Source organism: Flavobacterium sp. PS2 (assembly GCF_046250155.1).
In the GTDB taxonomy this organism is placed as follows: domain Bacteria; phylum Bacteroidota; class Bacteroidia; order Flavobacteriales; family Flavobacteriaceae; genus Flavobacterium.
Map to the genome: position 1 here is coordinate 2,061,980 of NZ_CP176426.1, position 25,030 is coordinate 2,087,009.

Genomic DNA, 25,030 nt, shown 5'->3' on the forward strand with positions numbered 1-25,030 from the left:
CATTTTCTTTCGCTACATCATTTTTGTCTTAGCTAAATAATTTATATATCCATTTAATATTGCTTTGGTTCTTTCAAACCTTTCTCTAAATTGTTGCAACAAATCTTCTTCAATATAATTTTCATCCATTGCTGTTATTACCTGATTTAATGATTCTGTTAAAGAACCTCTGGCAATTCTACAAAATTGAATATTTTCCTGATAATGATATCTTCCATACCCTTCGGCAATATTATCACTAACAGATCTTGAAGAACGTCTAAGTTGACTTGTTAAGGCATATTTTTCTTCGATTGAAAATTTCGGAATTATATTTTGAGACACAAATATCCTCAATTCTCTTGCTGCTTTCCAGCATTCCAAATCTTCGAACGACTTTAATGAACTCATAACCTTTAACTCTTAACTTGTTACTTGTAGCTTCTTTGAACTAATTTAATGTTTTCGTAAACTAGAGGTTCTTTGTGTAATACTGCATCACTTGGTTTTCCTTTGTATTCCCAAGCTGCAACATATGCAAAGTTTTCGTCATCACGAAGTGCTTCTCCTTCTTCTGTTTGGTATTCTTCACGGAAGTGACCTCCACAAGATTCATTACGGTGTAATGCATCTTTTGCGAACAATTCTCCTAACTCTAAGAAATCGGCAACACGTGTCGCTTTCTCTAATTCCTGATTAAATTCGTTAGCGCTTCCTGGCACTTTTACATCTTTATAAAACTCTTCACGTAAAGCAGCAATCTCAACAATAGCCTCAGATAATCCTTTAGCATTACGAGCCATACCAACTTTATCCCACATGATTTTTCCTAATTTCTTATGGAAATAATCTACAGAATGAGTTCCTTTATTATTGATAAATCTATCGATTTGATCTTTTACTTCTTTTTCTGCTGCTACGAATTCTGGTAAATCTGTAGAAATTTCTCCCATTTTAATATCCGGAGCAAGGTAATCTCCAATAGTATAAGGTAATACGAAATATCCATCAGCTAAACCTTGCATCAATGCAGAAGCCCCAAGTCTGTTTGCTCCGTGATCAGAGAAGTTAGATTCTCCAATTGAGAAACATCCAGGAATTGTAGTCATTAAGTTATAATCAACCCAAGTTCCACCCATAGTGTAGTGAACCGCTGGGTAAATCATCATTGGTGTTGTATAAGGATCTTCATCGACGATTTTGTAATACATCTGGAATAAGTTTCCGTATTTACTTTTCACGATTTCAGCTCCTAATTTAGTTACCAATGCAGCATCCTTATCATCTAAACCTTTTACAAAAGCTTCTTCAGTTCCGTAACGTTTAATTGCAGCAGCAAAATCTAAGTAAACAGCTTCTCCGGTTTTATTAACACCAAAACCAGCATCACATCTTTCTTTTGCAGCACGAGACGCTACGTCACGAGGTACTAAGTTACCAAAAGCAGGATATCTTCTTTCTAAGAAATAATCTCTCTCAGCTTCAGACAAATCAGTTGCTTTTTTCTTTCCTTCACGGATTGCTTTAGCATCTTCTTGTTTTGCAGGAACCCAAATACGACCATCATTACGTAACGATTCAGACATCAAAGTCAATTTAGACTGGTGATCTCCTGAAACCGGAATACAAGTTGGGTGAATTTGTGTATAACACGGATTTGCAAAAAACGCTCCTTTTTTATGAATTTTCCAAGCTGCTGTTGCATTACTTCCCATAGCATTTGTTGACAAGAAAAACACGTTTCCGTATCCTCCAGAACCAACTACTACAGCGTGAGCAGAATGTCTTTCTATTTCTCCAGTAACTAAGTTACGAGCGATAATACCTCTCGCTTTTCCATTCACGATAACAATGTCTAACATTTCGTGACGGTTGTACATTTTTACTTTTCCACGACCAATCTGACGGTTCATTGCAGAATAAGCTCCTAACAATAATTGTTGTCCTGTTTGTCCTTGTGCATAAAAAGTACGAGAAACCAAAGTTCCTCCAAAAGAACGGTTATCTAAAAGACCTCCGTACTCTCTTGCCAATGGCACCCCTTGAGCCACACATTGGTCAATAATATTAGCCGAAACTTCAGCCAAACGGTGAACGTTTGCTTCACGCGCACGGTAGTCACCTCCTTTTACAGTATCATAAAATAATCTGTAAACCGAGTCACCATCACCTTTATAGTTTTTTGCTGCATTGATACCACCTTGAGCTGCAATAGAGTGCGCACGTCTTGGTGAATCCTGAAAACAAAAAGCTTTTACGTTATATCCCTGCTCAGCCAAAGTAGCCGCAGCTGAACCTCCAGCCAAACCTGTACCAACAATGATAATATCTAAATTACGTTTGTTAGCAGGGTTTACTAAATTAATATGATCTTTATAATCTGTCCATTTGTCCGATATTGGGCCGTGTGGAATTTTTGAATCTAATGCCATTATAATTTATATTAATTATTGAAATGATGAAATAATGCGATTATGACGAAAAGTGCTGGTACTACTACCGCAAATCCATAACCGAATCTACTTAAAGATCTTGAGTACTTATTGTTCATTCCCATAGATTGAAGAGAAGAACTGAATCCGTGCCAAAGGTGGAATCCTAATAACACAAAAGAAATACAATATAACCCAGTACGAATTGGGTCATGAAATTTATGAACTAACTCTCCATAATATCTCGTAGCATCTGGTGCTGTACCTGCAATGTATTTGTAGGCAACTTCAGGAAACCAAAAATCATAAAAATGCAATCCTAAGAATGCTAAAATAACCAATCCAGAAATAATCATATTTCTAGAACTCCAAGAAGCATTAGCAGCTCCATTGTATTTTGCATACGCAATTGGTCTTGCAGCGCTATTTTGTAAAGTCAAAACAAATCCCATTACGAAATGGAAAATTACCCCGATTGCCAAAACTGGTTGCATTACATATTGAATCAGCGGATTGTATCCCATAAAGTGAGAAGCTTCGTTAAAAACATCTTTACTAATAATAGAAATAAAATTTAAAGAAACATGCAGCGCTAAAAACGTGATTAAGAATATTCCCGAAAGAGCCATAGCCACTTTCTTTAAGATGGAAGCATTCAATAGTGCAGATTGTGCCATAAGTGTTTAAGTAGTTTGTTTTAAAAAATTATACAAAAATAACTCAAATAGACATGAACTACAACCATTTCGTTGTTATTTATAATGATTTTAAAGAGTTTTAAATGATTTTATTGCAAATTATTTAAAAACAATAAAATACATTTTCTCTAAAGGTTGTTTTAACAAAATCCTGCTTTTTATATAATTACCAAATTGTTATTTTTTCTAACATTTTAATTTGTTTTCCTCAAAAGTATCCCAAAACCGAATTTTATCCTTTTAAAACAATAGAAGTTTGATAGCTTAATTTTACCTTTATCGCCTCAAAGAAACCAGAATGAAAACAGGAATTGACGCTATTACATTTGATGTAGCCAAAATACATTTACCTATAAAAACATTGGCAACCGCCAGAAATATAGAACCCGAAAAACTAGAAAAAGGCTTGGGTTTAATTAAAATGACGCTTCCAGACACTTATCAGGATACCGTAGTTTTTGGAGCAAATACCTTAACCAAATTAATAGAAGATAATAAAATCGATTTAAGCGAAATTGGCCGTATTTATGTTGGAACCGAAAGTGCCATTGATAGTTCTAAACCTATTAGCTCTTTCTTGATTGCTTTGATGGAACAGAAATTTGGAGAAGATACTTTAGCCGAATGCGATGTTGTCGATTTTACATTTGCTTGTATCGGAGGCGTAGATGCTTTACAGAATTGTATTGATTATGTAAAATTAAATCCGACTAAAAAAGCCATTGTAGTTACTACCGATTTTGCAAAATACGATTTAAATTCAACTGGAGAATATACTCAAGGAGCTGGAGCCCTTGCAATGCTTGTAACTTCAAACCCTAGAATTATTGCTTTCGAAAATAATTGGGCAACAAGCACAAAAGGCGTTTTCGACTTTTTTAAACCATACCGTACTATTTCAAAAGAATCTATAACAGGAAACACAACCAATGAATCTTGGTTTGACAATCTTGAAGCCGAAATAGAAATCCATAAGGACCAACCTGTTTTCGACGGACAATATTCGAATCAATGTTATATGGATCGTACTCGAAATGCTTATTTTTCGTTTAAGAAATTAAAAAACACTTCAGAAACTGTTTACAATTCCTGGAAAAGTATCATCATGCATTTACCATACTCTTTTCAGGGACGCAGAATGTTATCTGAAATTTATGCTTTAGACAGCGAAACTAAAATTATTTCGGGAGATGAATCTGCAGCTGAGTATCAAAACAAACTAAAAGAAGTAAGCAAATCTGAAGCATACAAAACTTTTGTTGTTGATAAATTACAACCTGCTGAATTAGCTTCTTCTTTAATAGGAAACCTTTATACAGGATCTATTTTTATGGGATTATTATCGACTTTGGCTCATTTTTATGACACCAAAAATGAAATTTCAGGAACTCAATTCGGTTTTCTAGCTTACGGAAGTGGATCTAAATCGAAAGTTTTTGAAGGAACAATTCAACCTGAATGGAAATCTGCTCTTACTGAAACCAAACTTTTTGAGACTTTAGAAAAAAGTACCGAAATTGATTTTGAAACCTACGAGAAGCTTCACAAAAAAGAACAAAAACAAAGCATCCGAACTCCCAAAAACGAATGGGTTCTGGATAGAATCGAGAAAGAAAGCCCAAACTTAATTGGGGCGAGATATTATAAATGGGTTGATTAAATTATTTAAAAACCGAAGTCTTTAAGCTTCGGTTTTTTTATTAATTGCCAATCCTGTCATTGCGAGAAACGAAGCAACCACACTAACAAAAGGAAGCAAAGTAATGCGTAAAATGAGATTGCTTCGTTCCTCGCAAAGACTTTGCAACTGTTAATTTTTGCCACAGATTGAATGGATTAAAATGATTTTTCTTTCTCACCCTTTAATTACTTAATCAATCCTTCTTATGCTGTTCTGTATAATTTTGATTTCCTTTAATTGATTGCTCATCTACGTTCATTCCGTTTGCCATTCCGAGCATGAATGCGGTTATAATTAGGATTATTTTTCTTTTTAGCCAAAGTATTGGTCGCCTAGATTGCTCTAAGCGTGTTTTATTATTACGTTTATACATTTTGTAAATGATAAATGATTAGACATTTTTTTTATCATCATTATGCCTTAAATAGCATAAAAACCTAGAAAAAGTTTTCTAAGCGCTGCATAAACTTTTAATATGGATTACGGGAAGTAATTATTTCATTTATAAAAACAGACTGAATTATAAATGATCTTAAATTTTGATAAAGAAACTTTTGTTCCTTTAAAACAATCTCGACTTGAAGGCTAAAAACGGCAGCAAACTCTACACATCTTAAAGGAATCGAGAAAAAAACCTTTTCAAACGAGTTTATTCGATTAAAAACATATAAGCCAGAATCTTTAAATTTTAATTCTCTGCTTTCGTTAATGAGTGAAGATTGATAATAATTGGCTGATTTTGATTGAAAATCTAAAGCACCATCACCCGCAATCACGACAAATGCCAGAAAGAGATAAATCAGATATTTTAAATGTTTTTTCAATCTATTTAAATTATTATTTGCCGCAATTTATTAAATTATTCTTTATAAATAGTAAACTTATTATGCGTTAAACCAAAACCTAGATTCTCATAAATCAAGACATTTTCTACTCTTCTGCGATTAGTGGTAACTTCGATGCTTTTTAGATTGTTTTGATCGGCGTAATCCAATATTTTTTGTATTAATTGTCGCCCAATTCCTTTACCTCGATAATCTTTATTGATGAAAAATTCCTGAATTTCACCAACTAATCCGCAATGATGCAAAAGATTTTGTGTGTGAAAACTAATAAAACCTACACCTACATTCTCATTTTCTGCTAATAAATATAAATTGTTTTGGTTAGAAATATTTTCATTGAAAATTTCTGTAAAAATTCCAAAATCTAAAACTTCGTTTTCGAGTTCACATATCGATTTATAAACAAAATTTAGGTCTTGTTTCTCTACTTTTCTAATTTTAATTTTTAGCTCCATAATCTTTTATTCTTTTTGAAAGCCCCCTTCTAAACCAATACGCTCAAATTTAACCTTGTATTTTTGAACATATTTATTCCATTCCTCTTTGTTTTTACTGCAATAAACAGAAAAAGCGTAATCAACTATTTCTTTACTGAAATGATTTCCCAAAACAGTATCCAAATATTCTATTCCAGAATCAACTACTTGTTTTAGAATAGATAATTTATCAATTCCATTTTCTTTACAAGCCTTATCAAGCCATAATCCTTTTCCGATTTTTACATATTCTTTGAGCAAACTTTCGGTGATAAACTCAGAAGGAACATCATTAATATCTGGTTGATGTTTTCCGTTCTTGAAAATTAACAAAATCAATTCTTCAGAATAATATTCTTCTGGAATTAATCTTAACATTGTTCCATTTTCAGCCGCTTTAAAACAAAGTTCTTTTGTTATAAATTCATCCGGAATAACCTGAATTGCAAAACCATCTTTACCAACTAATTTATCGCAGAATTCAAAAGTTATTAAGTTCTCATCAATAAATGACAAAGCATGATAGCTAATATTTAATGCCAGATTACAAAGTTCCTCGGTTTTAAATTCTTTCGGAACCAATTTAAGATCTCTATAATTTGATAAAACACGACCGCGCCAATATTCATACGTTTTTGCAGGAGGATTATTTTGTTTTAAAATCAATTCTCCAAATTCTAATTCTCGTTTTAATTCTTCAAAAGTTTCTATTAACGGATTATCAAGATGTTTTCGCAATTCTATTGAGATAATATCTTCTCCTGAAACTTCATCGTATTCACATTCGTTTTTAACATCAAAATTGTCTGTTTTATCATTATAATAAAACAAATTATTTTTACGCTCCGCAAATGTTGTATAATGGTCTTCGACTATAAATACTGGCGCTTCAATAAGTCCTGTGCATTTAAAATTACCATGATTATAAGAGGTCATTACAACTTCCTTTGCTTTTACATTTCCTATTATTTCGGTATAAGAACCTCCTAATAACAAACTCTGACAAGTAACATTACCATTAATATAAATGTAAGGACCATAATCACCTTCCGCATTTATAATTGTTCCGTTTGTAGAGAAATCTCCGTTTATTAAAATACCTTCGATTCTTCTTGTATCAATTTCTTTTAACGGTAGATTTAATACATTTGTAAGCCATTTTTTCTCTTTATCTTCATAAAGATCTAAATAAAAATTACCCTCAAAATTTACATTTCCGTTTGCTACAAGAAAGAAATCCTGATCTTCCCATTCTTCAAAATAATCGAATCCTTCTCGCTCTATCAAAAATGGATATTGCGATTTGACTTCTTTGATTGTTATTAATTTAAAATCTAACTTATTCATTTTTTACTGCCTTATTTTAAATATATTCTAGCGTATGCATTAATAAATTTAACACTATCTATTTCGTGTTTTCTTTTAGTTTCATTTCCATAATTGGCATGAATCTGTCTTTTATTGAAGTTTCGAATTCTCCAACTTTTTCAAATCCAAGTTTCGAATAAAATGCTTCTGCATTTGGCTCAGAATCGAGTATTACTTTTTCAAATTTACCCTCTCTAATCCTACTTAAAAAATCGTCAATTAGATATTTTCCGAATCCTTTTCCAATATATTCTGGTCTAACAAATAAATTATCCAGTTTTACATTCTTTTTTTCTTCAATAAAGTATGAATAATAACCAATGATTAAACCCTCCTTCATCAACTTGAACACATAATTATTCTTAATATAATCTTCAGTAATTGTTAGATTTTTATCCCACTGTAAAATCTGTTCTGCCGAATATCCCCAATATGCTTTTGACTTTTTGGTGATTTCCGTGAGGATTTCATGGTCGGTTATATTTGCTTTTTCTACGGTCATAATTATACGATTGATTTTAATCTAATTGGATTTATTAATACATACATCAACAAAAAACAAAACGGGTGAATCAATTTAAACAAAATTGATTCACCCGTCAAATATATTAAGCATTCATGATTTTAATGCAAGCTTTTTCGATTTGTACATCTGAAAATGGTTCTAGTGCTTTTACTAGCATTTTACTAGTTTTTATACAACTAATCATTTTGGTTCTCAGGTCGAGATTATTACCCATTTCAGTTTCCAGAATATTCTCGAAAATTTCAGATAAATATTCAGGTTGATTCTTAAATTCTCCTTCCATCCAAAGAGCCGAAAGGAATTTTGCCACGGATGGCATTACATCATCATTATGATGATGAGATAGTTTGTGATTTTCTTTAGTCATATCGAAAATATTAAACGCACGAAACCCTCGCTGTAGGTGTGACTAAATATCCAAAGATAGATTTAGGGCAGTTTCCTGCTCCATCACCTTGGCGAGGGTTCGCTTATGTTAACTTTTAATAAGTTTTATTGAAAGTTCTTTAAATATTTAGTCGATACAAACGTACGACTATTAATTCAAGCTGAAAAGATAAAGTTACTCTTTTAGAAAAATTACTAAGTAAGAAATAATCTTTGCGAAAGATATATTTATAGAAAAACCGAAGTTTGATTGCTTCGGTTTTTTTATGCTTATTGTTGTGTCCGCAGATTGAAGATCCTATATAGGGATATAAATAGTTTTTTTAGTTAATTTTTTCAACTGCTAAATTTGCCTCAAGAATATATCTCAGAAAATCTCGGCCCGAATCAGTTATACTAACCGTTTCCTCATCAATTTTAATTAACTCAGAAAAGGCAAGAAAATTCAAATAACTTTCATATGAGTAATTTTTATAGCCTTCAGGATTATATTTTACAGCATTGTCATAATATAGCTTTAATTCACTTTTAGTTTCTGTTTGAGAATAATTCAATCTTTGGAGTAACCTAATTTGACTTCCAAAAATAGCACTATAAATTTTTTCAACATTTTTAATAAGAATTAGAATTTTGGTATATTTATAAATTCTATCGTATTTATTTTGCAGACCTTCTACTTTGCTAATTTGAGTTTCATTTTCTATTGTTTTATCAATTGATGCTAGAGTATAGTCCGAAAATTTTGCCAAAATTTTATCTAGATTTGAGGCATCTTGACCATCACCTAATATTTCAGCCAAAGAATCTTCTTCAATTTGTTTATTTGCAAGATTTGTTTCTATTCCTGTACTTCCATAAGTAAATTTTTTAATGTTATTTATAAAATTTGTAATTGGTCTTTTTAAGATTAAGAAAATAATAAGTGTAACTAATGGCCATGAAATTGTACTTAAAAATTCTAAAATCATTTTTATTGTGTCATAGTATCCCATAAAATCATTTTTAATTAGGTTGTTTTATCAAAGTTAGATTATAATAAAAATAGTTATTTTATTTATTAATAATGAAGAATGAAGAAATTTTGAACTTATTTCGAAGTAAAAAAATCGCTTGCTTATGGATCTGTTTTTCAATTTTAATCCTTTAAACAAGTTGATTGAGTCTTATAATGAAAACAAAAAGCTTTATGAACGATTGGTTCAGGCTGAAAAAGAGAAAGTTGCTTTTTTTTTTAGAAAAATTGTTAAGCGAGAAGAAATAATTTTTACAAACGATATATTTATAAAAAAACCGAAGCAACAAAACTTCGGTTTTTTTATGTTTATGGATTATGGCTCATTGTTACGGGCACGGATTGTAAATCCGCTATCGGGCGTACGTCACTTTTATTGACAGTAAATATCTTCTTGTTATTCACTTTTCCATTTTTCATATAATTGTTTTGTATTTCTAAATCGTGAGGAAACCCCAAAACATTCACTGTAATTATCTACTGCCTCAAATATCACATCTCGATATTCCGTTCTCCAATCTCTATCCAAAATATATTTGTGAATTATACAGTAAGAAAATCGATCAAGAGCATTTAAATAATTTTCACGAGCAATTTTGATTTTATCATCAAGTAACACCAAAACATCTTCATTCAATTCAACTTCAGAAGAATTTATTTGAATATCATAAGCTCTTAACTCAAAATTACATTGATCAAAATATTCTTTTCTTTTATTTAGTTCACTCTCCAATTCTAGAACAGTCATAAGGGTACTATTCTTTTGACTTTCTGCCAAACTTTGCAATTGAATTTTAACTTGTTTTATTTGATACCACGCAACTAAGAGAACACCTAAAGAAATTATTACAGAAAGAACACTCGAAAATGCGCTTATCCAATCAGTTATAGAAGGACACATTATTTTCCAAGCTTAGCCATTAATCTTTGAAGTATTAATTGCGTTTTATTAGAGTTAGAGATTGAATTTTGATGATCTTGAGATTTTGTTTCATAATCATTTTGATGAACTTTAAAATAAACCATCAATTCAGGAAGTGAAACTCCAGATAAAGCTAATAAAGGAATAATTTCATTTAAGACAGAATCAATTTCAATAATTGAATCAGCCGTCTTTAGTTTTTCTAAATATTGCCTAATAATTTGTTCTTTCATAATACAATTAGTTATATATGCAATGTACAAATAAATGATTATTAAAGAGTTTAGTCATGTAAGATTTTTTAACAAATTACAATACTTGGTTTATTAACACAATTTCTCACAATACTGAGTTCGCGTGAGGGATAGAGGCGGTATCCTTTTATGAAGCGATAGCGGAATAAAAGATATAGCCGAAAGCCCGACCCGGAGGGACACGCCATTATTGAGATTCTAGGTTCTAAGGTTCTGAGAATCTAAGTTGCTAAGACTTTAGAAAGTTTTATTTATCCTCAATTTTGTCAATTTCGACGGAGGAGAAATCTTCGCGAGTAGCTCAACAATCTGGAGATGCTTTGTATGAGTGCCATGTGGAGATTGCTTCGCCAATTCGCTATCGCTCGTGTCTTCGTTCCTCAGAAAGACAAGTTTGTGTGAATATTGTATAGATAAATAAGAAAATTTTAATAAACCAAATCTACCTAGTATTTCTAAAATTAGTATTTTTGAGTATTCAAAGTATAAAACTAAATTAATATGAAATATCATCAAATAAACAGCTCTCTTTTTATAAAAAATCGCGAAAAATTCATGGCTCAAATGAAGCCTAATAGTGTAGCGGTTTTTAATTCAAATGATATTTACCCAGTTAGCGCCGATAGCACATTACCTTTTGCTCAACATAGAGATATTTTTTACTTAAGTGGTGTAGATCAGGAAGAAAGTGTCTTGTTGCTTTTTCCAGATGCTCCATACGAAAATCAGCGCGAGATTTTATTTTTAAAAGAAACCAATGACCATATTGCTGTTTGGGAAGGGGAAAAACTTACTAAACAACGCGCATTTGAAGTTTCGGGAATTAAAACCGTTTATTGGTTACAAGATTTTCATAAGATTCTGAACGAAATGATGACGTATGCCGATACTATGTACATTAATACTAATGAACATTATCGTGCAACTGTTGAAACTGAAACTCGTGAAGCTCGTTTTGTAAAATGGTGGAAGGAAAGATATCCTGCGCATCAGGTTGCAAAAAGCAACCCTATATTACAACGCATTCGTTCGGTAAAAGAAAGCGAAGAAATCGATTTGATTCAACATGCTTGCAATATTACCGAAAAAGGTTTCCGTAGATTATTGTCTTTTGTAAAACCAAATGTAACTGAATACGAAATCGAAGCAGAGCTTATTCACGAATTTATTCGTAATCGCTCTAAAGGTTTTGCTTATACTCCGATTATTGCTTCTGGAAATAATGCAAATGTTTTACACTATATCGAGAACAATCAACAATGTAAAGCTGGAGATTTAATCTTGCTGGATGTTGCTGCCGAATATGCTAATTATTCTAGCGATATGTCGCGTACTATTCCGGTTTCAGGTACATTCTCGGCTCGCCAAAAAGCGGTTTATAATGCTGTTTTACGTGTGAAAAATGAGGCTACAAAAATGCTTACTCCTGGAACACTTTGGAAACAATATCATATAGAGGTTGGAAAAATAATGACTTCGGAATTATTAGATCTAAAATTAATAGACAAAGCCGATGTACAGAATGAAAACCCTGATTGGCCAGCTTATAAAAAATATTTCATGCACGGTACTTCTCACCACATGGGATTGGACACGCATGATTATGGATTGTTACACGAACCTATGAAAGCTAATATGGTTTTTACGGTTGAACCTGGAATTTACATTCCTGCTGAAGGTTTTGGTATTCGATTAGAAGATAATGTTGTAATCCAAGAAACTGGAGAACCATTTAATTTAATGCGCAATATTCCTATCGAAGCTGATGAAATAGAAAGCTTAATGAACGTTTAATTCAGTTCACTAAATTCATAAAATAAACGGCTTTCAGAAATGTTAGCCGTTTTGCTTTTCCTTACACAACAAACCGCTATTTTTGCAACATTAAATCTATCTCATTGAAAAATATTCTTTTTAAAAACACCAATATTTCTTATTCAGACACAGGAAAAGGAACCACAATAGTCCTACTTCATGGCTTTTTGGAAAATAAAACTATGTGGAACCACTATGTTGATGCATTCTCTAAAAATTACCGTGTTATTACTATTGATTTATTGGGTCATGGGAAGACCGAACCTCTAGGTTACGTTCATACCATGGAGGATAATGCTGATGTAGTTAATGAAGTATTATCTCACCTTGAGATTAATAAAGCCGTTTTTATAGGACATTCTATGGGCGGATATGTTGCTTTGGCTTTCGCCGAATTATATACCGAAAAGGTAGAAGGTTTGGTTTTATTAAATTCTACATCTAAGCCCGATAGTGCTGAACGAAAACTAAATCGAAATCGAGCTATTAAAGCCGTTAAACAAAACTATGCTGCTTTTATAGGTTTAGCCATTGGAAATTTATTTAGCGAAAACAATAGAGAAAGACTTGCTACGAATATAGAACTCGTAAAAGAAGAAGCCTTAAAAACTCCACTTCAGGGGATAATTGCATCCTTAGAAGGAATGAAAATAAGAAAAGACAAGGAAATTATTTTACATACTAATCTTTTCCCGATGTTATTAATTTTAGGAGAAAAAGACCCTGTTTTAAATTACGAAGAAAGTATTTTACAAATAGAAAATACAAATGTATCTCTCGTTACTTTTCCTGATGGACACATGAGTTCCATAGAGAATGAAACAGAATTAACTGCTGTATTATTAGATTTTTTTAAAGGGATTTAAATCATCTCAGGACTTAAATATCCTTTTTCGATCAGTTCGTTTTTATCTTTTAGATGATTTAATTTTCCATCTTTGATTAAAACCAATCTTGTCGAAATGCTAATTACGTTTCTGTAATTATGGTCGGATATTATGATTCCCTTTTTAGACGAATTCATGATAATTAATTGGTTTACTTTTTCAATCATCAAAGGAGATAATCCGTTGTAAGGTTCATCGAGTAATACAAACTTTGAAGAATTTTCTAATACAAGTTTTATTTCGAGATAACGCAATTCGCCTCCTGATAAATGAGCAATCTTTTTGTCGGTTATTACCTGTATCATTTCGTCATTACAAAACGAATCAATCCTTTCTTTTGCAATCGAAAGTCGAATTGCTTTTTTAACAGAAAAAACATTAGGAATAAAATTATCTTGACTCAAATAACTTATTTCACTCATTAATTCCCTGGTCTTGGTTTTCATATCTCCATCAATTCTTACAAACTTAAAATCTGCCGGTATAACTCCGAAAATAATTTTAAGAAAAGTAGATTTACCCGAGCCATTTCTTCCCAAGAGCCCAATAATATCATTTGTTTCGCATTGCAAATAAACATCGGAAAGAATTATTTTCTCACCAAAAGACTTTTTAACACTATCAATTTCTAAAATATGTCTTTTCAAAACAATCTATTTATTAGATTAAAAATGAGAATTCCAGATATTAGAAGAATAAAATTAAAGCACCAAGAATAAAACCAAAGAACTCCTTTAGAAAGTCCATTATTGAAATAAAATAAATATTCATTTTTAGAATTAATTTCTTTTACCGCTAAACTTATGGCAAAACCAAAACTCACAACCGAATAATTAAAGAGAAGCAATCCTCCAAAAAGCAAAGGCAAGATACTAACAGCCAGATTAATCGCTATTGTACCTTTAAAAAACTCAAAAGCATTCCCTAACTTCTTAATTATTCTCATAATATTTCCTCTTCAAAAGGAATTGTAATATCCAATATTTCATTGAGCAATAACACGATTTGCTCCAAATAACTATGCATTATTTCATTGTTAATAATCATATTAACATCCTTTTCTTCTTTAAAGCCAAAAGGTAAAAACCCTGATTTTAAATTCTTAAAAGAAATAATTCCTGCCTCGATAGGCAATCCTTTGGCATTGTTTTCGTACATAAAAGCATATGCCAAAACCTGAATAATTTTGTCATTTTTTATATCTGCTGTAAGTCCGTCCCAATTCTTAAGAACAACATTTGCTTTTTCGACCTTACCAGTTTTATAATCTATAATTCTAAGTATTCCGTTACGTTGTTCAATTCTATCAACATTTCCTTTTATTAAAACCGGAAATGGCAAACTTGGATGCGTTAATGTTCTTTCGAAAGTTTCTTCGATTGCCAAAATTTTAATTGCATCGCCATCTTTAATACTATCAAGCTCAACTTTTAAGAAATTAGAAACATTACGCTTAGCAACTTCAAAAGCTAAAAGGTTACGTCCTTTTTTAATCTCTCCCTCTTTGTAAACTACCTTAAACTGTTTCAATACTTCATCATCTAACAACTTGAAACAATTAGCAATATCACTTTCTGAAATAAACTTTCCAATAAAAGGCTCGTAAAGCGCCTTTAGCGTTTCGTGAATAATAGTTCCTAACGTATTTAAAGCAATATTCTCTTCAACCTCTTCGACTTCACGAATTCGCAATATCTTTTGAAAATAAAATTGAATTGGATTTCTAATATAACTTGTTAATGCCGATGGTGAGAATCCTGTAGTAGCTATTTCCTTCAATCGTGTCATTACAGCTTCCGATTTCGGAATAACCATTGGCTGATAAGCTGTTTCAGGCAAAACTGCATTATAAATTTCCTGAGTTAAATTATGTTTCGGCTTTTTTTCGACTTCTAGTTGTGTTATAAAACGACTTCTTTCTCCCGCATCTAATCCTTCACTCTCTGTATTATATAGTAAATAAATATTTTTAGCACGTTGCAATAAATGATAAAAATGAAACGTATAAATAGCATCTTTTTCTTTAAAAGTTGGCAAACCTAATTCGCGTTTTACATCATAAGGAATAAACGAATTCATAGATTTTCCTGCCGGAAATTTTCCTTCATTCATAGAAGTGACTATAACAGTATCAAAATCTAAAACACGACTCTCTAAAACTCCCATTATCTGTAAACCGTTTAAAGGTTCTCCTTCAAATGAAACTTCAGCAACATCAATAACCTGCTTATAAATAGCATACAGCGTTTCTATCTTATCGATATGTCCATGTTGAGAGTAATAGTTAATTAATTTATTGATTACTTTAAAAATGGCAAAAACAAATGTCTTAGCTATTTTATCTTCTTCATTATCATTACTTAAATTCTCTTTTATTACAAGTAAGAGGGTAGAAATATTACTTAAAACAGCTACAGAACCTGAATCCCATTTCTGAAAAAGTAATAAAAATAAATCCGATGGATTTTCATTAAGTTCAATGATTTTAGAATGAGTAATAAAAGTATAATTATTCTGATTTATCTTTTTTACCAACTCTTTTACATTTGCAAAAGGCTCGACTAATGGATGAGTTAATATATCCAAAACATCTTTGTAATAAAAAACATAAGACGCTCCATTTCTAGACAATGCATTAGTATGCATTTTAAACAACTTTGCAATTAAAATTTGAGTTGGATTGTTTTTACTAGAATAACCCATCGTAATATTTAAGGCACCAACTGTAGAAGGCAAAGCATATAAAAGCGGAATCAATAAATTTTCATCTCCTAATACTACAGCAACTTTATCTAGTGAAGAACCTGGATTATTTGTAATTATTTCTTCAATTATACTACCTGTTATTTTAGCCTGCCCAATTGTTTTTGGCGTTCCAATGACCTGTATGTTTTTAGATTGAGAAAAATCATCAAATATCCACTCAAAATCATTTGCTTTATAATGTTTCCAGTCTTGTTTAAAACGTCGCACAAACAATCCTGCATCATGATATGGATCATTCAAGAATACTCTGTCAATATCCCAATATATCTTAGCCTGATCTGAAGCAATTAAATGTTGAATAATTTTTTCTTCCGCAGCATTTAAAGCATTAAATCCTGCAAAAACAAAATGTTTCCCCGGAACTGAATTTGTAAAGTGATTTATATTATTAACGGCCTCTCTATAAATCAATCCTTGATATCCGATTTGTTTATTCAACAAATGAGTATACAGCGATTCATAATAATTAGGTAACAGTTTCCAGAAATCTATATAATTCTCTAATAATTGCGTTTTGTTTTCAACCTCAATTCCCCATTTTTTGATATCCTCAATGTCTTTAAGATAAGAAAGAACATGAGAAGGGTCTAGTAGATACCTGTCAATCTCGTTAAAATCTTGTAATAATGTTTTTGCCCAGTTCGCAAACAGTTCAAAAGACTGCTGATTCTGTTTTTCTGTAACAGATAAGTAAACTTCATAAAACTCAAACAACAATTCAATCGAATCAATTGAACGCACAGAAGCTATATCTTGAATAAAGTCTTCTATACTAATTATTTTTGGGCTAATAACTGTACTGGTAATTTGTTTTTTTAAAGCTTCAATAAGAAAAATTTTAGCTCTTTTATTCGGCAACACAATTGTAGTTTCGGCTAATTTACCCGAATAGTTTTCAATAATAACCTTTGCAATCTTATCTAAAAAGTAAGTCTCTGTCATTGTATAAAAATAAAAAAAGCCATTCAATTAAGAATGGCTTTTTAAAATTATTTAGAAAAGTAAATTACAATTTACCTTCATATTTAGAACCTACGTGTCTAATTTCAGTTCTTCTGTTTTCAGCTCTTCCTTTAGCAGTTTTGTTACTTGCTACTGGTTGAGATGAACCAAATCCTTTAGCAGTTAAGTTTGCTGGATTAACACCTCTTGCGATTAATGCGTTCATTACAGCATCAGCTCTTTCTTGAGATAATTTATCGTTAATTTTTGCAGAACCTGTACTATCTGTGTGTCCTTCAATGCTGAATTTAGCATTTGGATAATCTTTAAGGATTTCTTTGATAGCATCTAATCTAACTGGAGTTTGAGCATCACCTTTTTTGAAAGTAGCTTTTCCAGTGTCAAAGAATACTGCTCTAGCTTGAACTTTAAGATCATCTAATACAGCAGTAGTTACTTCTGGACAACCTCTGTTACTAGCTGGACCAGCTACAGTAGGACAATCATCATCTTTGTCAAGTACACCATCTTTATCAGCGTCTGGCCAAGGACATCCACCGTTTTCTTTAGGACCTGCTACAGTAGGACATTTGTCATCTTTATCAGCAATACCATCACCGTCAGCATCTGGACAACCTTTTAAAGCAGCTAAACCAAATACGTCTGGACAAGCGTCATCTTTATCAGCAACACCGTCTCCGTCTCTATCAGGACAACCGTTTAAAGCAGCTAAACCAAATTCAGTAGGACAAGCATCACTTGCGTCAACGATTCCGTCTCCGTCAGTATCAGGACATCCATTGAATTGTTTTAAACCAGCAACATCTGGACAAGCATCATCTTTATCGTAGATTCCGTCTCCGTCAGTATCTTTACCTCCGAATTTGAAAACGATACCAGCAGTGTGTTGGAAAACAGATCTGTCAGTAGCTTTAGTTTCGTTAGGAGAAACAGCCCATTTGTATTTTGTAGCAAGCTCAAGACCAATAGATTCAGTAAACCAAAAAGTTACTCCAGCACCTGGATTAACTGTACCAAAACTACTATCTCCGAAGAAAGTATAACCTCCACCTACAGTTAACGAAGGATCGATTACTTTAGATTTGATTAATTCTTGGAAGCTATATCTAATAGTAGCATCAATTCCGTAGTACATTAAGTCACCAGGATTATACACAGTATTACCTCTTGAATCAGAAGCTCCAAGACTTGGCTGATTGAAAACAACCAATTTATCAATTTTGTTCACAGAACCTTGCAATCCTACAGAAAAATTACTACCAACATATCTTGATACACTAATATAAGATACAGAAGGAAGAATATTCCAGTTGTCTTTCACTGCGAATGGCTGAGAAAAGTGTTGATCAAAGAAACCACTCCCTGCACCAGAACTGGTTCTAGTGTCAACGGCATTAACTCCAAAAGAGATCGCCCATGGATTGTTACTGTCTTGTGCGTGAGAAGTTAAACCCATCGCCATCATCACAGCAACTAAAAGTTTGTTAAGATGTTTCATACTTAATTTTATTTAATTACAATTTAGTTAATTATAGACAAAAGTAATGCGTAAATTTTTAACTACAAAATGAAATGTTAAAAAAAAGCAATAAGAAATGTAAAAAGTGGGAATTATACAACTTTTAACATTTTACCTACTTTAACAAAAGCCGCTAAGGCTCTGTCTAAATGGTCTTTCGTATGAGCTGCAGATAACTGTACTCTTATCCTTGCTTTTTCTTTAGGAACTACTGGAAAAAAGAACCCAATTACGTAAATTCCTTCCTTTAGAAGCTCATTTGCCATATTTTGCGATAATTTTGCATCATATAACATAACTGGAACGATAGCCGAATCTCCATCTATTATATCAAAACCAGCTTTCTTTAAACCTTCTTTAAAATAATTAGTATTCCACTCTAATCTATCTCTTAATACAGTATCTTTTTCTAAAAGCTCAAATACTTTAATCGAAGCTCCAACAATTGCAGGCGCTAATGAGTTTGAAAACAAATAAGGTCTTGATCTTTGGCGTAATAATTCTACAATCTCTTTTTTAGCAGTTGTATATCCTCCCATAGCTCCACCTAAAGCTTTACCAAGTGTTCCTGTAATAATATCAACCCTACCCATTACTCCTTTTGCCTCTAGAGTTCCTTTTCCTGTTGCTCCAATAAATCCAGCAGCATGACACTCATCAACCATAACCATAGCATCATATTTATCTGCTAAGTCACATATTTTATCCAATGGAGCTACAAGTCCATCCATAGAGAACACTCCATCGGTAACAATTAATTTAAAACGAGCTCCTGCTTCATTTGCTTTTATTAGCTGTTGCTCCAAGTCTTCCATATTACTATTTTCATAGCGATAACGAGCTGCTTTACATAAACGAACTCCATCTATAATAGAAGCATGATTTAAACTATCTGAAATGATCGCATCGTTTTCACCTAATAAAGGCTCAAAAACACCGCCATTAGCATCAAAAGCTGCTGCGTACAAAATTGTATCTTCTGTTCCGTAAAAATCAGCAATCTTTTTCTCTAATGTTTTATGAATATCTTGCGTACCACATATAAAACGTACAGATGACATTCCGAAACCATGAGTATCCATAGCGTCTTTTGCAGCTTGAACCACTTCTGGATGCGAAGACAATCCTAAATAATTATTGGCACAAAAATTCAAAACCTTCTCTCCTGTAGAAATTGTTATTTCAGCATCTTGAGCAGAAGTTATTATTCGTTCTTTTTTAAAAATTCCGTTTTCTTCAATAGTTTGCAATTCATTCTGCAAATGCTCTTTAATTTTTCCGTACATTTTTATTTATTTAATATGTTAAATTTTAACAAGTTAGCCTGATTCTTCTCTTTAACGTCTGATTAATTTTTTCACAAATTTACTACAACGATATCGGTTCCTATATACACCAATGCTTTTTTTAACACTTTGAAACCCATATTTTCAATAGCATCCTGATATTCTTGTAACTGTTGTATGTATTTAGGATTACTCAAACCTGTTTTATAATCCAAAAGATAAGCTTCTCCTTTTGGAGTAATAACTACCCTATCAGGCTTCAATGTCTTTCCTGCTTTCTGGATTATTGTTTCCTCATTTAAAACCCTATTACCTTCCTCAAAACAAATACTGATTTCTGAATGATTTACAATTTCCTTAATCGTCTTTAAAACTATCTCTTTTTGCTCAAATACAATTAACCCATCTTCTAATGCTTTTACAATTGCCAAATCAACATCTGATTTATATTTTACAAACGCTAAGATTTCATGAATCACATTTCCATAAGATATAGCTTCCTGCTGATGCGTTCCCCACATTAATGCTTCACGTTGTGCAATTTTAATATTTTTTGGATTTAAAACTTCCGAAACTAGCGGAATCGTCTTTGTAAACGAAGAATGTTTATCTCCCGAAGATAATTTTACTGAATTTCCAAATTCATATTCCAATTTACTCTCATCATAAACCCCCAGATTAATTAAATACTTTATAAAAAAAGATGCCATATTACCTGGGAATTCTCCATCTTTTCTAGGCTTTATTTCCTGAGAAATAACATATAATTGCTCCTCAGCACGAGTCAAGGCAACATATAAAACATTTACATTATCTAGTAGCTCTTCTTGTTTTTTTGAATTAAAAACAACAGCGGCATCTTCTCCAAAACCAGCTACCGCACTACTATTATCTATTAACACTTTTGGCAATCCAAAGTCTGACTCCTCCGCATTTAACCATAACTTATCTTTTGGTTTTCGACTATAATCTTCTTCTGCGAAAGGCATAATTACCACTGGAAACTCTAATCCTTTTGATTTATGAATTGTCATTATACGAACAGCATTATTCCCCTCAGGAGACGGAATACTAAATTTCCCCGCATTCTTATCCCAATAACTTAAGAAATCCGAAATACCTGCTTGATTCCTAATGTCGCGCTCCAAAACTATATCAAGAAAATATTGCACATAGGCATTATTATATTCCAGACGCACAAATTTAGAAACGATAGTTTCAACGGCTTCATAAAGTGATTTCTTTCGAATATTTTCAAACGAAAGCGAAATATCAAATTTCTCTAACCATTTTTCAAAAGCAGCTTCATTTCTCTCAGCCATTCCTTCGGCTATAAAGTCATGAACAGGCCTTTTAATCTCAATATTCTTAGTTAAGAAATGTAAAAAATTAGCTTTAGCTTCTAAGTCAGCATTGTTATTCAAATACTTTAATAAATGAATAATTAATCGAACTTCGGTTGCATTCTGGATCATCAATGTTTCTGATGATAATAACGGAATATTTTGCTCCGTAAGATAATTTGCTACAGCGATACCCTGATCCCTTTTACGAGTCAAAATAACAATATCTTTATATTCAAATCCTTCACGCAGTACTTTCTGGATTGTATTTAAAGTTGCTAAAACATACAAATCAGTTTTCTCCAGAGCAGCATCATCATCAATTTGTTCATTTTTATCAATAACCGGAAGAAACGAAATATTTACATAACCACCTTTCTTTGCATTTGTCTTTTGATAACTATGATTCTCATATAAATCTTTATAATCTGCATTTTCAAACTCTGAAGAGATTAATTTAAAAAAGCCATTATTAAATTCAATAACCTCACTATAGCTTCTGTAATTAGTATCTAAATGTGTTATTTTCTTATCTGGATTATTAAACGGATTTAAATCCTTACTTAATTCAATAAACTGCTCCGCTTTTCCCCCTCTCCAACGATAAATAGATTGTTTCGGATCTCCCACAATCATCAAAGTTCCTTTTACTCCATAATCATCTTGCCCAGAAAGGGCATTATCGATTAGCGGAATTAAATTCTGCCATTGCATTTCGGAAGTATCCTGAAACTCATCAATAAAAAAATGACGGTATTTTTCTCCTAAACGTTCATAAATAAAAGGCGCAGGTTGATTTTGGATTTCGCGATGAATAATTGCATTGAACTCAGAAATAGACAAAACATTTTGTTCGTTCTGAATCTTTTCTAATTCATTGCTTACTGTATTCAGCAATGACAATGGCGTAATGTTTTTAAGAAACGCTTTGTAGAAATCTCTCTTTTCGAAATTTTTATAAATCTTATCCAGAATTTGAAGTAATTCAGGAATAATATTTTCTATTACGGCTTTGTCTTTGGCCGTTTTATTAATTGCAATATCATCAAACTCATGAAATGTTTTATTCTTGGGATTAAACTTCCCATCTCGAATGCTCTCCAGATGATTCGGAAATGTTCCTCTTGAAAAAGATTTTAAATCGATTCCGTTTTTCTCAATTAACAAAAGAGCTTCAGTCGCAAAAACAGCATTTTCTTCCTCAAGATTTTCACACAAATCCTTTAGCTTATTTTTTATTTCTACAAACTCTCCGATTGATTTATCATGAAAATGAGTAATCTCATTTCGATTATTTTCATTTAAGATTAACCTTCCTGTTTCAAGAATTTCACGAGAAACATCCCAACTTTTATCATCGTCGGTTTTCTCCATAGTAAAATCAATCAGCAACTTGGTCAAAGTTTCATCTTGTCCCGCTTGTGCAATAATTGCATCGACTGCCTCAATGAGTAAGTTTTCTGTGTCCAGAGTTACCTCAAAAGTCATGGGTAAATTTAAATCATGCGCAAAAGCACGAATAACCTTATGGGTAAATTTATCAATTGTAGAAATATCAAAAGCAGCATAATTATGAATAATATGCTTAATAATATTTTGTGATTTTGTTTTTAATTCAATGATTGAAAGGCCGGTTTCCCTCGCCAAATCCTCCATTAAATCTATCGCTTTCGCGGAAGGTTCTTCTTTGGCAAACTCAGATAAGCTACCTACAATTCGGCTTTTCATCTCATGAACTGCCTTATTTGTAAAAGTTATTGCAAGAATATTGCGATACGCATCATTTTTAGGAGCCGAAAGTATAATTTTAAGATATTCCTTAACTAGGGTATATGTCTTTCCTGAACCTGCGGATGCATCATATATAGAGAAGGAAGGTCTTTGCATTTTTTAATTTTTTCGAACTGTAAAAATAAAACATCCCGAGAACTATTCGGTTGCAAAAAACTAAAATTCTATAAAGTAAAATTAATTAGTGCTTATTAAATGCTTTTTTATTGAAAACAATTAAAATACCAACACCTGTAGAAATTGCCATATCGGCAAAATTAAAAATTGCATTAAAAAATTTAAATTGTTGTCCCCCCCATATTGGCAACCAAGTTGGTAGATTTCCTTCCCAAATAGGAAAATACAACATATCTACTACTTTACCATGAAACCACGTTCCATAATGTTCTGGAGCAAATAGTGTTGCTAAGTTGTTATAACTGTCATCGAATATTACACCATAAAAAACAGAGTCTATAATATTTCCTGCAGCTCCAGCCAAAATTAAAGCAATAGCAACAACTAAATATGTTGAGCTTTGTTTTTTAATAGAGTCATACAACCAGTATCCAATACCAAAAACAGCAAAAATCCTAAAAACGGTTAAAATCAATTTCCCGTATTCTCCTGGTATTTTTGTTCCCCAAGCCATTCCTTCATTCTCAATAAAAAGAATCTTAAACCACTTAAAAACCTCCACTTCTTCGCTTAAAACGAAGTTGGTTTTTATATAAATTTTAGAAAGCTGATCAATAAGTAAAATAATGAAAATAAGTAAATACGCTTTTCGTAGTGACATTTTATAATTTTTTATTGGCGCAAAAGTAACAATTAAATCAAAAAAAACGCCCCCTTAGGAGCGTTAATTATTTCGTAACAAAATGTTTCATTATTATTTTCCATTATTTCTAACTGGCTTAGATCCTTCAGAAAAAAAACTTGAGATTGAATTGAACAATCCTTTAGCTTCTTTTTTCCCATCTGTAGTCTTAACAATATTACCCTGTGCCTTTTTTGCTTTGGCAACATTCAACTTAACCCTTATTTTATCAAATTCCTTTATTCTACTATCAACATCCGACTTCACATCTTTAAACTTCAACACTTTAGCCATAACGTTTTATCTTAAATTAATACTTACTTAATCCTCCATTCCTTTCTTACAATAATACGCAAAAATTTTATATTTTTTAAATAAATTAACGAGATAATACATGATAAAGCTATGATTTTTTAATTAAATTAGCTTAATCAATTATTTTTTAACAACTCCCCAAATCTCCACACAATGAATGAAATCACTTCCATGCTAAATGAGTTTTTAATTCAGACCAAATCAACATCGGCACTTATATCGGGTACAAAAGGAAAATTGATTACCTCTTTACACTTAGAATATAGTGACAGTGTTGCCGCAATGAGCGACGCAATCCTATCTATGAGCGACAAATTCCTTAATGACTTAGACAAAGGACTACTTAAACAATTATACCTTAAAACCACCAATGGAGTCGCTGTAATGAACAAAATAAACAATTCTCATAGCATCATCGTTTTCTCTAATGATGGTAGCAATCTCGGATTATTTCTGCGCAATATCGATGAACTAGCCACTCAGCTTAACAAAAACAGTCTTTTAAAATAATTAATAACCAATAAATCCCCAAAAATTATGAGCAACGACTTTTTAAATGTTTTTCTAACTGAAATGAAAACAAATGTGAATGGTTTTATAGCTGTAGCTGTAACCGAGATTGAAACAGGGCTTAGTTATGGTAATTTAAGCATCGATTCGGCATTTGATCCCGAATTAGCTTCTGCATACAACCTTGAAGTAGTTAAAGCTAAATTAAGTGCTGTAAAGGCCTTAAATTTAAAACAAGATATCGAGGATATCTTAATTACGCTTACCAATCAAATTCACATTATTGATATTTCACCAAATAATAAATTCATGGTTTATCTAGTCGCAGACTCTACAAAAGCCAACTTAGGAATGACAAGAGCTGTTTTAAGAAAATACAAAACTGATTTGGAAAAAAATCTAGCGTAACAGCATTACTTTCTTAATTAAAACTGTCTTGCACAAAGACAGTTTTAA

Annotated in this window: 25 protein-coding genes and 1 pseudogene; 6 read left to right on the forward strand and 20 right to left on the reverse strand. The window is 32.0% G+C overall.

Annotated elements, in window-relative coordinates; genetic code table 11:
- Positions 1–12 precede the first annotated feature (12 nt).
- From ACJ6WR_RS08815 to ACJ6WR_RS08825, 3 genes are read right to left on the reverse strand one after another with little or no spacing between them, the layout of a single operon-like run.
- Positions 13–390: a four helix bundle protein gene (locus ACJ6WR_RS08815; RefSeq protein WP_039118007.1), complete on the reverse strand. Its 378-nt coding sequence runs from the start codon at positions 388–390 to the stop codon at positions 13–15.
- Between the two features lie 20 nt (positions 391–410).
- A complete protein-coding gene (locus tag ACJ6WR_RS08820; protein WP_409417606.1) occupies positions 411–2,411 on the reverse strand; it encodes a fumarate reductase/succinate dehydrogenase flavoprotein subunit in 2,001 nt (666 codons plus the stop codon).
- Positions 2,412–2,422: 11 nt separating this feature from the next.
- Positions 2,423–3,088, reverse strand: a complete 666-nt coding sequence (locus ACJ6WR_RS08825; RefSeq protein WP_039113117.1) for a succinate dehydrogenase cytochrome b subunit — start codon at positions 3,086–3,088, stop codon at positions 2,423–2,425.
- Positions 3,089–3,407: 319 nt separating this feature from the next.
- On the opposite strand from ACJ6WR_RS08825, the gene ACJ6WR_RS08830 reads away from it, so the two are divergent.
- Positions 3,408–4,769, forward strand: coding sequence for a hydroxymethylglutaryl-CoA synthase family protein (locus ACJ6WR_RS08830; protein ID WP_409417607.1), 1,362 nt, complete (start codon positions 3,408–3,410; stop codon positions 4,767–4,769).
- Between the two features lie 214 nt (positions 4,770–4,983).
- Here the strand turns inward: ACJ6WR_RS08830 and ACJ6WR_RS08835 are convergent, their stop codons facing one another.
- The 7 genes from ACJ6WR_RS08835 to ACJ6WR_RS08865 form a co-directional block, all read right to left on the reverse strand.
- Entirely contained in the window at positions 4,984–5,163 is a 180-nt protein-coding gene (locus tag ACJ6WR_RS08835; RefSeq protein ID WP_409417608.1) for a hypothetical protein, read from the reverse strand.
- A 97-nt stretch (positions 5,164–5,260) separates the two neighbouring features.
- Positions 5,261–5,614 carry a hypothetical protein gene (locus ACJ6WR_RS08840; RefSeq protein WP_409417609.1) on the reverse strand — a complete coding sequence of 118 codons (354 nt, stop codon included), beginning with the start codon at positions 5,612–5,614 and terminating at the stop codon, positions 5,261–5,263.
- A gap of 35 nt (positions 5,615–5,649) precedes the next feature.
- Complete coding sequence (locus ACJ6WR_RS08845) at positions 5,650–6,090, reverse strand: GNAT family N-acetyltransferase (RefSeq protein ID WP_409417610.1); 441 nt, start codon at positions 6,088–6,090, stop codon at positions 5,650–5,652.
- 6 nt (positions 6,091–6,096) lie between these two features.
- Positions 6,097–7,458 carry a polymer-forming cytoskeletal protein gene (locus ACJ6WR_RS08850; protein WP_409417611.1) on the reverse strand — a complete coding sequence of 454 codons (1,362 nt, stop codon included), beginning with the start codon at positions 7,456–7,458 and terminating at the stop codon, positions 6,097–6,099.
- Positions 7,459–7,516: 58 nt separating this feature from the next.
- Complete coding sequence (locus ACJ6WR_RS08855) at positions 7,517–7,981, reverse strand: GNAT family N-acetyltransferase (protein ID WP_409417612.1); 465 nt, start codon at positions 7,979–7,981, stop codon at positions 7,517–7,519.
- Between the two features lie 106 nt (positions 7,982–8,087).
- Positions 8,088–8,372 (reverse strand): hypothetical protein, encoded by a 285-nt coding sequence (locus tag ACJ6WR_RS08860; RefSeq protein ID WP_039117997.1) that lies wholly within the window; start codon positions 8,370–8,372, stop codon positions 8,088–8,090.
- Between the two features lie 343 nt (positions 8,373–8,715).
- Positions 8,716–9,360 (reverse strand): hypothetical protein, encoded by a 645-nt coding sequence (locus ACJ6WR_RS08865; RefSeq protein WP_409417613.1) that lies wholly within the window; start codon positions 9,358–9,360, stop codon positions 8,716–8,718.
- Between the two features lie 166 nt (positions 9,361–9,526).
- Here ACJ6WR_RS08865 and ACJ6WR_RS08870 point away from each other — a divergent pair.
- Positions 9,527–9,640 (forward strand): annotated as a pseudogene (locus tag ACJ6WR_RS08870) (transcriptional regulator); the annotation flags it as partial.
- Positions 9,641–9,801: 161 nt separating this feature from the next.
- Here the strand turns inward: ACJ6WR_RS08870 and ACJ6WR_RS08875 are convergent.
- Both ACJ6WR_RS08875 and ACJ6WR_RS08880 read right to left on the reverse strand, forming a co-directional pair.
- Positions 9,802–10,305, reverse strand: coding sequence for a hypothetical protein (locus ACJ6WR_RS08875; protein WP_409417614.1), 504 nt, complete (start codon positions 10,303–10,305; stop codon positions 9,802–9,804).
- Positions 10,305–10,559, reverse strand: a complete 255-nt coding sequence (locus ACJ6WR_RS08880) for a hypothetical protein (RefSeq protein ID WP_409417615.1) — start codon at positions 10,557–10,559, stop codon at positions 10,305–10,307. The genes ACJ6WR_RS08875 and ACJ6WR_RS08880 overlap by 1 nt, the downstream gene beginning before the upstream one ends.
- A gap of 522 nt (positions 10,560–11,081) precedes the next feature.
- On the opposite strand from ACJ6WR_RS08880, the gene ACJ6WR_RS08885 reads away from it, so the two are divergent.
- Complete coding sequence (locus tag ACJ6WR_RS08885) at positions 11,082–12,374, forward strand: aminopeptidase P family protein (RefSeq protein WP_409417616.1); 1,293 nt, start codon at positions 11,082–11,084, stop codon at positions 12,372–12,374.
- A gap of 104 nt (positions 12,375–12,478) precedes the next feature.
- A complete protein-coding gene (locus tag ACJ6WR_RS08890; protein WP_409417617.1) occupies positions 12,479–13,261 on the forward strand; it encodes an alpha/beta fold hydrolase in 783 nt (260 codons plus the stop codon).
- Here the strand turns inward: ACJ6WR_RS08890 and ACJ6WR_RS08895 are convergent.
- From ACJ6WR_RS08895 to ACJ6WR_RS08930, 8 genes are all read right to left on the reverse strand, one after another.
- Positions 13,258–13,929 (reverse strand): ATP-binding cassette domain-containing protein, encoded by a 672-nt coding sequence (locus ACJ6WR_RS08895; RefSeq protein WP_409417618.1) that lies wholly within the window; start codon positions 13,927–13,929, stop codon positions 13,258–13,260. The genes ACJ6WR_RS08890 and ACJ6WR_RS08895 overlap by 4 nt on opposite strands.
- Entirely contained in the window at positions 13,926–14,228 is a 303-nt protein-coding gene (locus tag ACJ6WR_RS08900) for a hypothetical protein (RefSeq protein ID WP_409417619.1), read from the reverse strand. The genes ACJ6WR_RS08895 and ACJ6WR_RS08900 overlap by 4 nt, the downstream gene beginning before the upstream one ends.
- Positions 14,225–16,990, reverse strand: coding sequence for a PD-(D/E)XK nuclease family protein (locus ACJ6WR_RS08905; RefSeq protein WP_409417620.1), 2,766 nt, complete (start codon positions 16,988–16,990; stop codon positions 14,225–14,227). Before ACJ6WR_RS08905 ends, ACJ6WR_RS08900 begins: the two co-directional genes overlap by 4 nt.
- A gap of 64 nt (positions 16,991–17,054) precedes the next feature.
- Positions 17,055–18,509 (reverse strand): OmpA family protein, encoded by a 1,455-nt coding sequence (locus tag ACJ6WR_RS08910; RefSeq protein ID WP_409417621.1) that lies wholly within the window; start codon positions 18,507–18,509, stop codon positions 17,055–17,057.
- 113 nt (positions 18,510–18,622) lie between these two features.
- Positions 18,623–19,816, reverse strand: coding sequence for a glycine C-acetyltransferase (gene kbl / locus ACJ6WR_RS08915; RefSeq protein ID WP_409417622.1), 1,194 nt, complete (start codon positions 19,814–19,816; stop codon positions 18,623–18,625).
- 71 nt (positions 19,817–19,887) lie between these two features.
- Positions 19,888–23,046 (reverse strand): UvrD-helicase domain-containing protein, encoded by a 3,159-nt coding sequence (locus tag ACJ6WR_RS08920; RefSeq protein WP_409417623.1) that lies wholly within the window; start codon positions 23,044–23,046, stop codon positions 19,888–19,890.
- Positions 23,047–23,131: 85 nt separating this feature from the next.
- Positions 23,132–23,728, reverse strand: coding sequence for a lipoprotein signal peptidase (locus ACJ6WR_RS08925; RefSeq protein ID WP_039113137.1), 597 nt, complete (start codon positions 23,726–23,728; stop codon positions 23,132–23,134).
- Positions 23,729–23,821: 93 nt separating this feature from the next.
- Complete coding sequence (locus ACJ6WR_RS08930) at positions 23,822–24,043, reverse strand: hypothetical protein (protein ID WP_039113138.1); 222 nt, start codon at positions 24,041–24,043, stop codon at positions 23,822–23,824.
- A gap of 174 nt (positions 24,044–24,217) precedes the next feature.
- Between ACJ6WR_RS08930 and ACJ6WR_RS08935 the strand changes: the two genes are divergently transcribed.
- A complete protein-coding gene (locus ACJ6WR_RS08935) occupies positions 24,218–24,574 on the forward strand; it encodes a roadblock/LC7 domain-containing protein (RefSeq protein ID WP_039113139.1) in 357 nt (118 codons plus the stop codon).
- A gap of 27 nt (positions 24,575–24,601) precedes the next feature.
- Positions 24,602–24,982, forward strand: a complete 381-nt coding sequence (locus tag ACJ6WR_RS08940) for a hypothetical protein (protein WP_039113140.1) — start codon at positions 24,602–24,604, stop codon at positions 24,980–24,982.
- Positions 24,983–25,030 lie beyond the last annotated feature (48 nt).

Excerpts from the sequence above, each read along its gene's own strand:
- ACJ6WR_RS08875 (WP_409417614.1), bottom strand. The coding sequence starts at position 10,305 with ATGTGTCCTTCTATAACTGATTGGATAAGCGCATTTTCGAGTGTTCTT.
- ACJ6WR_RS08820 (WP_409417606.1), bottom strand. The coding sequence starts at position 2,411 with ATGGCATTAGATTCAAAAATTCCACACGGCCCAATATCGGACAAATGG.
- ACJ6WR_RS08825 (WP_039113117.1), bottom strand. The coding sequence starts at position 3,088 with ATGGCACAATCTGCACTATTGAATGCTTCCATCTTAAAGAAAGTGGCT.
- ACJ6WR_RS08940 (WP_039113140.1), top strand. The coding sequence starts at position 24,602 with ATGAGCAACGACTTTTTAAATGTTTTTCTAACTGAAATGAAAACAAAT.
- ACJ6WR_RS08860 (WP_039117997.1), bottom strand. The coding sequence starts at position 8,372 with ATGACTAAAGAAAATCACAAACTATCTCATCATCATAATGATGATGTA.
- ACJ6WR_RS08925 (WP_039113137.1), bottom strand. The coding sequence starts at position 23,728 with ATGTCACTACGAAAAGCGTATTTACTTATTTTCATTATTTTACTTATT.
- ACJ6WR_RS08855 (WP_409417612.1), bottom strand. The coding sequence starts at position 7,981 with ATGACCGTAGAAAAAGCAAATATAACCGACCATGAAATCCTCACGGAA.
- kbl (WP_409417622.1), bottom strand. The coding sequence starts at position 19,816 with ATGTACGGAAAAATTAAAGAGCATTTGCAGAATGAATTGCAAACTATT.
- ACJ6WR_RS08920 (WP_409417623.1), bottom strand. The coding sequence starts at position 23,046 with ATGCAAAGACCTTCCTTCTCTATATATGATGCATCCGCAGGTTCAGGA.
- ACJ6WR_RS08815 (WP_039118007.1), bottom strand. The coding sequence starts at position 390 with ATGAGTTCATTAAAGTCGTTCGAAGATTTGGAATGCTGGAAAGCAGCA.
- ACJ6WR_RS08900 (WP_409417619.1), bottom strand. The coding sequence starts at position 14,228 with ATGAGAATAATTAAGAAGTTAGGGAATGCTTTTGAGTTTTTTAAAGGT.
- ACJ6WR_RS08845 (WP_409417610.1), bottom strand. The coding sequence starts at position 6,090 with ATGGAGCTAAAAATTAAAATTAGAAAAGTAGAGAAACAAGACCTAAAT.
- ACJ6WR_RS08880 (WP_409417615.1), bottom strand. The coding sequence starts at position 10,559 with ATGAAAGAACAAATTATTAGGCAATATTTAGAAAAACTAAAGACGGCT.
- ACJ6WR_RS08850 (WP_409417611.1), bottom strand. The coding sequence starts at position 7,458 with ATGAATAAGTTAGATTTTAAATTAATAACAATCAAAGAAGTCAAATCG.
- ACJ6WR_RS08830 (WP_409417607.1), top strand. The coding sequence starts at position 3,408 with ATGAAAACAGGAATTGACGCTATTACATTTGATGTAGCCAAAATACAT.
- ACJ6WR_RS08835 (WP_409417608.1), bottom strand. The coding sequence starts at position 5,163 with ATGTATAAACGTAATAATAAAACACGCTTAGAGCAATCTAGGCGACCA.
- ACJ6WR_RS08865 (WP_409417613.1), bottom strand. The coding sequence starts at position 9,360 with ATGATTTTAGAATTTTTAAGTACAATTTCATGGCCATTAGTTACACTT.
- ACJ6WR_RS08930 (WP_039113138.1), bottom strand. The coding sequence starts at position 24,043 with ATGGCTAAAGTGTTGAAGTTTAAAGATGTGAAGTCGGATGTTGATAGT.
- ACJ6WR_RS08910 (WP_409417621.1), bottom strand. The coding sequence starts at position 18,509 with ATGAAACATCTTAACAAACTTTTAGTTGCTGTGATGATGGCGATGGGT.
- ACJ6WR_RS08935 (WP_039113139.1), top strand. The coding sequence starts at position 24,218 with ATGAATGAAATCACTTCCATGCTAAATGAGTTTTTAATTCAGACCAAA.
- ACJ6WR_RS08885 (WP_409417616.1), top strand. The coding sequence starts at position 11,082 with ATGAAATATCATCAAATAAACAGCTCTCTTTTTATAAAAAATCGCGAA.
- ACJ6WR_RS08905 (WP_409417620.1), bottom strand. The coding sequence starts at position 16,990 with ATGACAGAGACTTACTTTTTAGATAAGATTGCAAAGGTTATTATTGAA.